The sequence below is a fragment of the Streptomyces sp. NPDC017890 genome (assembly GCF_044328675.1).
Taxonomy (GTDB): Bacteria; Actinomycetota; Actinomycetes; order Streptomycetales; family Streptomycetaceae; genus Streptomyces.
Genome location: NZ_JBIRHU010000088.1, coordinates 1 through 3,452, shown reverse-complemented (window position 1 = coordinate 3,452; position 3,452 = coordinate 1). Strand labels below are relative to the sequence as shown.

The following is a 3,452-nucleotide window of genomic DNA, read 5'->3' as shown; positions in this document are numbered from 1 at the left end:
GGTTCGCCCATTAGCCTCTGTTTGTGCAGGTTGCCGCGCCGGGCGCCTGCCCGACCGAGAGGAACGACATGTCCAGGTCAACTTCCATCCGCACTGCAACGGTTGCCGCTGCTCTCGCAGCGTTCACCGCTTTTGGTGGTTTCGTCGTCGTCCCTGTCGTCCACGCGACCCCCGTCGTCGCACCGCAGCAAGGCCCAGCGGGGGCAGTTGTGAAGTACCTCCAGAAGGTCAACTGGCAGAAGGAGTTCAAGGACGCAACAAAGGGGGTCGTCGTTCAAGTCGTCCTCGACAAAGTAATCGAGATCCTGGTCCCGAAAGGCGGAAGTAACTCTATTCCCGTGGTGCAGGCGAGCAGCATCAACAGCCCCGAAACGCTGATCAATCGGAGCTCGAATCCAGCAGGTGTCTCACCACGAGTGAGCTACGTGAAATCGAACGACGCGCGAGGACTCTTCTACAGCACCCTCAAGAGCGGTGGTATTCGGAAGAGTGAAAACAGCTACAAAGTCGGGGTCCAGACCGTGAAATTCAGCCCTGGGACGTCATCGACACCGCCTTCCATCACCATCTCGAACTCAGCGGTCACGAACAAGATCGTGGTGTTGGCAAACTAAGAGTTCCGAGAAGTCCATCGCCGATCGGAGTGATGGGACATCGACGAGAGCGGGTCACACCTTTCGGTGCGGCCCGCTCTCCGTCATCTATGACTACATCTCGACTTCCGTTCCACGATCTCTCTCCGGGACCATGACCGGCTCACCGCTGAATCACACCGGAGTTTCCGGGGACTTCATCGACTTCGTCAACCGATCAAGAGCAAGTACGGCGTCGAGCCGATGTGCAGGGTGCTCACCGAGCACGGCTGCTCAATTGCGCCGTCCACCTACTACGAAGCCCGCAACCGTCCTGCGTCTCGGCGGTCTCTGCGCGACGAAAGGCTTAAAGTCGAGGTCAGCCGGGTGCACACCGAAAATTATTCGGTCTACGGCGCCCGCAAGGTGTGGCTTCAGCTGAGGCGAGAGGGTATCGAGGTAGCGCGCGGTGCACGGTCGAACGGTTGATGGGTGTCCTCGGGCTCGAAGGTGCCCGTCGAGGCAAGGCCAAGCGCACCACCATCGCCGATCCACAAGGGCATCGCGCAGACGATCTGGTGCAACGGAAGTTCAACCCGATCGCGCCAAACATGTTGTGGGTAGCCGACTTTACATACGTTTCGACATGGTCGGGCTGGGTCTACGTCGCGTTCGTCATCGACGCGTATTCTCGCCGAATCGAGGCGTTCTACTACGGTGAACACAGAGCTACGCGAATCGCGGAGTTCTCAAATCAGTAAGTCTCCGGACTCGCCGGTGTGATTCAGAGTCTGGATTTCAGGCAAGAGTGGTCGTGTTGTCAGTCCGCTGGCCACTGGATAACCCGTATTCGATGTCTGGTCCCGCCCACTGAATGATTTGTCCTGCTTGGTCGATGGTCAAAACGCACACCCAAGCCCTCAGAAACGATCTGAGCCCATTCGGGTCCAGAGTGTGCGGGCTCAATGGTCCAGCAGGTCGAGATACTCGGTGAGCTGTCCGATCGGGGCGACAACCTCGCCTCGCAGCATCCACGTTGCCTCACCGTCGACTATTCCGGGATCCAGATGACCGCCGCTTGGCAGAGTCGGCCATTGCAGCCATTCATTGAAGTCCTGGAAGTTGTGCGCGATCTCGATGGTTGCGGCCAAAGCATCGAGGCCGCTGGAGATCCCGAACCCGCTACCGTCCTGATTGTTCACTCCCAAACTGAGAACGAGCCCAGGAACCGGGAACACGTCTCGTCGAATGTCGACGCGCCACACCCCCGGATCGAACTCCCGCATTCCATCGAAACGAAGGGTGTCGCGCGAGATCCGGGCGATCACGGTCAGGAGTATCTCTTGGAGTTCCGGTGACGGCTCGAATGTGAATCTGACATCCCACCTGGCACCGAAGTCGGAACCGGACACATACATTCTCCGAATGCTATTCGACAGCCGTTGCTATTTCGCCTGTGAGTGACAATATTCCCCGCGTCCAAAGCAACCGTCATCTGTTCGAAAAAACAGATCCTTTCGGTTTGACCGTCGAACGGGGCGATCGGGCTTGCCGATCTTGCAGGAGTGATCGTGATGGAAGAATGAGGGGATGCGCCCGAACAGGTACCTCGACGATTATCTGCATGGGCTTGAGTTCCTGGGTGGGGTGTACCCCGATGATGCGGGGGCGATTGCCGAGCACGGCATCGTGGCCGCGCTCGATGATGATGATGCGTTCGTGTTCTTGCTTCGCTTGGTCGGTCCAGAAGCCCCGGCGTTCGCGGATGAACTGTGGCAGTTGATCAGTGGTTTTCTGAGCAGTCGCCGGGCCGAGGAGTTGTTCGGAGGCTCTGAGGATGCCGGGTTGGCGGATCTCGACACAGTGAGAGGCCCGAGATACGTCCCGCCTCCTGCTCGACCGAGGATCCCAAGGTGAGAGTGTCTGACGGCTATCGCCGTGCCAAATAATTCAGGGAAGAACGTGCCAATAATTCCGAGAGTCACAGTCGCGGCCTGAGTTTTCGGTTCCGGAGAAGCCTGGACCCGGGCCATGCCGGTCGCCGTGCAGTGCACTTCACATAGACTTCCGAACACGTTCCGAATATTGTGGGGGCATGGCCCCGACCGCGACCCGCACCACACGCCGCTCCTCCGACCTGAGCAAACACTCGGCCGAGGTGTTCGCCGAGGCCGAGGACCACCCCGTCACCGTCACCCGCCGCGACGGCGAAGATCTCGTGCTCATGACACAACGCGAAGCAGACAGCCGCGCCCGACTCCTCGAGTTCGCGGCACAGCTGATCGGAGTGGCCGTCGACGACGACGGACCCCTCGACGGACGGATGTCGCGCGCATTCCCCTGGATGCTGGCACTTTCCCCGAAGGATCGTGCCGTCTGCGCTCGAGACCTGGTCGACGCCGCACGCGCGTCGTTCGCGACCGACCAACCGCACCTGGTACTTGCGGAACTGACCTCGTGGCGAGAAACGGCGACCGCGATCGCTGCCGGCCTCGGTCAGGCCGACCTCGAATGGCTGGACACTCCAGAAGACGACACGATGGTGGAGCGTCCGTAGCGGTGGCAGGAAAACGCGGCGAGCTCGTACCTCGACCGACGAAGAAGACCGAGTACGAGATCCGCTTCGCGACCAACAATGCACGCAAAGGTTGGCGGGACCTCACTGCGGTGATCCGCAACCCGTTGGCGGAGGCCTGGGATTTCCTGACGCGAACCCCGCTGGTGGTGGATCCGAAGAACTACCCGCTACGCGGCGACCTCGGCGTCGTCACTCGCGACGGCGTGAGCCATCAGCGGTGGCAGCACAAACCCACTCAGCAGGGTGATGCCCGCATTTGGTTCTATGTCGAGGGGCGCACGGTGCACGTGGAGCAGGTGCAC

General features: G+C 60.3%; 5 protein-coding genes and 1 pseudogene. 5 read left to right on the top strand and 1 reads right to left on the bottom strand.

What is annotated here, in order from left to right; translation table 11 throughout:
• Positions 1-23: 23 nt before the first annotated feature.
• Both ACH4F2_RS35375 and ACH4F2_RS35370 read left to right on the top strand, forming a co-directional pair.
• Positions 24-614, top strand: coding sequence for a hypothetical protein (locus ACH4F2_RS35375; RefSeq protein WP_037131391.1), 591 nt, complete (start codon positions 24-26; stop codon positions 612-614).
• Between the two features lie 207 nt (positions 615-821).
• Positions 822-1,273: pseudogene (locus tag ACH4F2_RS35370) on the top strand (IS3 family transposase); the annotation flags it as partial.
• Between the two features lie 261 nt (positions 1,274-1,534).
• Here ACH4F2_RS35370 and ACH4F2_RS35365 read toward each other — a convergent pair.
• Positions 1,535-1,900: a hypothetical protein gene (locus ACH4F2_RS35365; RefSeq protein WP_350835206.1), complete on the bottom strand. Its 366-nt coding sequence runs from the start codon at positions 1,898-1,900 to the stop codon at positions 1,535-1,537.
• 262 nt (positions 1,901-2,162) lie between these two features.
• Here ACH4F2_RS35365 and ACH4F2_RS35360 point away from each other — a divergent pair, with 262 nt between their 5' ends.
• The 3 genes from ACH4F2_RS35360 to ACH4F2_RS35350 form a co-directional block, all read left to right on the top strand.
• On the top strand, positions 2,163-2,489 hold the full coding sequence (locus tag ACH4F2_RS35360; RefSeq protein ID WP_398136757.1) for a hypothetical protein: 327 nt from the start codon (positions 2,163-2,165) through the stop codon (positions 2,487-2,489).
• A gap of 178 nt (positions 2,490-2,667) precedes the next feature.
• Positions 2,668-3,129, top strand: a complete 462-nt coding sequence (locus ACH4F2_RS35355; protein WP_003944221.1) for a hypothetical protein — start codon at positions 2,668-2,670, stop codon at positions 3,127-3,129.
• 2 nt (positions 3,130-3,131) lie between these two features.
• Positions 3,132-3,452, top strand: a 321-nt coding sequence (locus ACH4F2_RS35350) for a hypothetical protein (protein WP_398136756.1), incomplete at its 3' end; no start/stop codon positions are given.

Coding starts and splice junctions, on each gene's coding strand:
- ACH4F2_RS35360 (WP_398136757.1), top strand. CDS start 2,163: ATGCGCCCGAACAGGTACCTCGACGATTATCTGCATGGGCTTGAGTTC.
- ACH4F2_RS35355 (WP_003944221.1), top strand. CDS start 2,668: ATGGCCCCGACCGCGACCCGCACCACACGCCGCTCCTCCGACCTGAGC.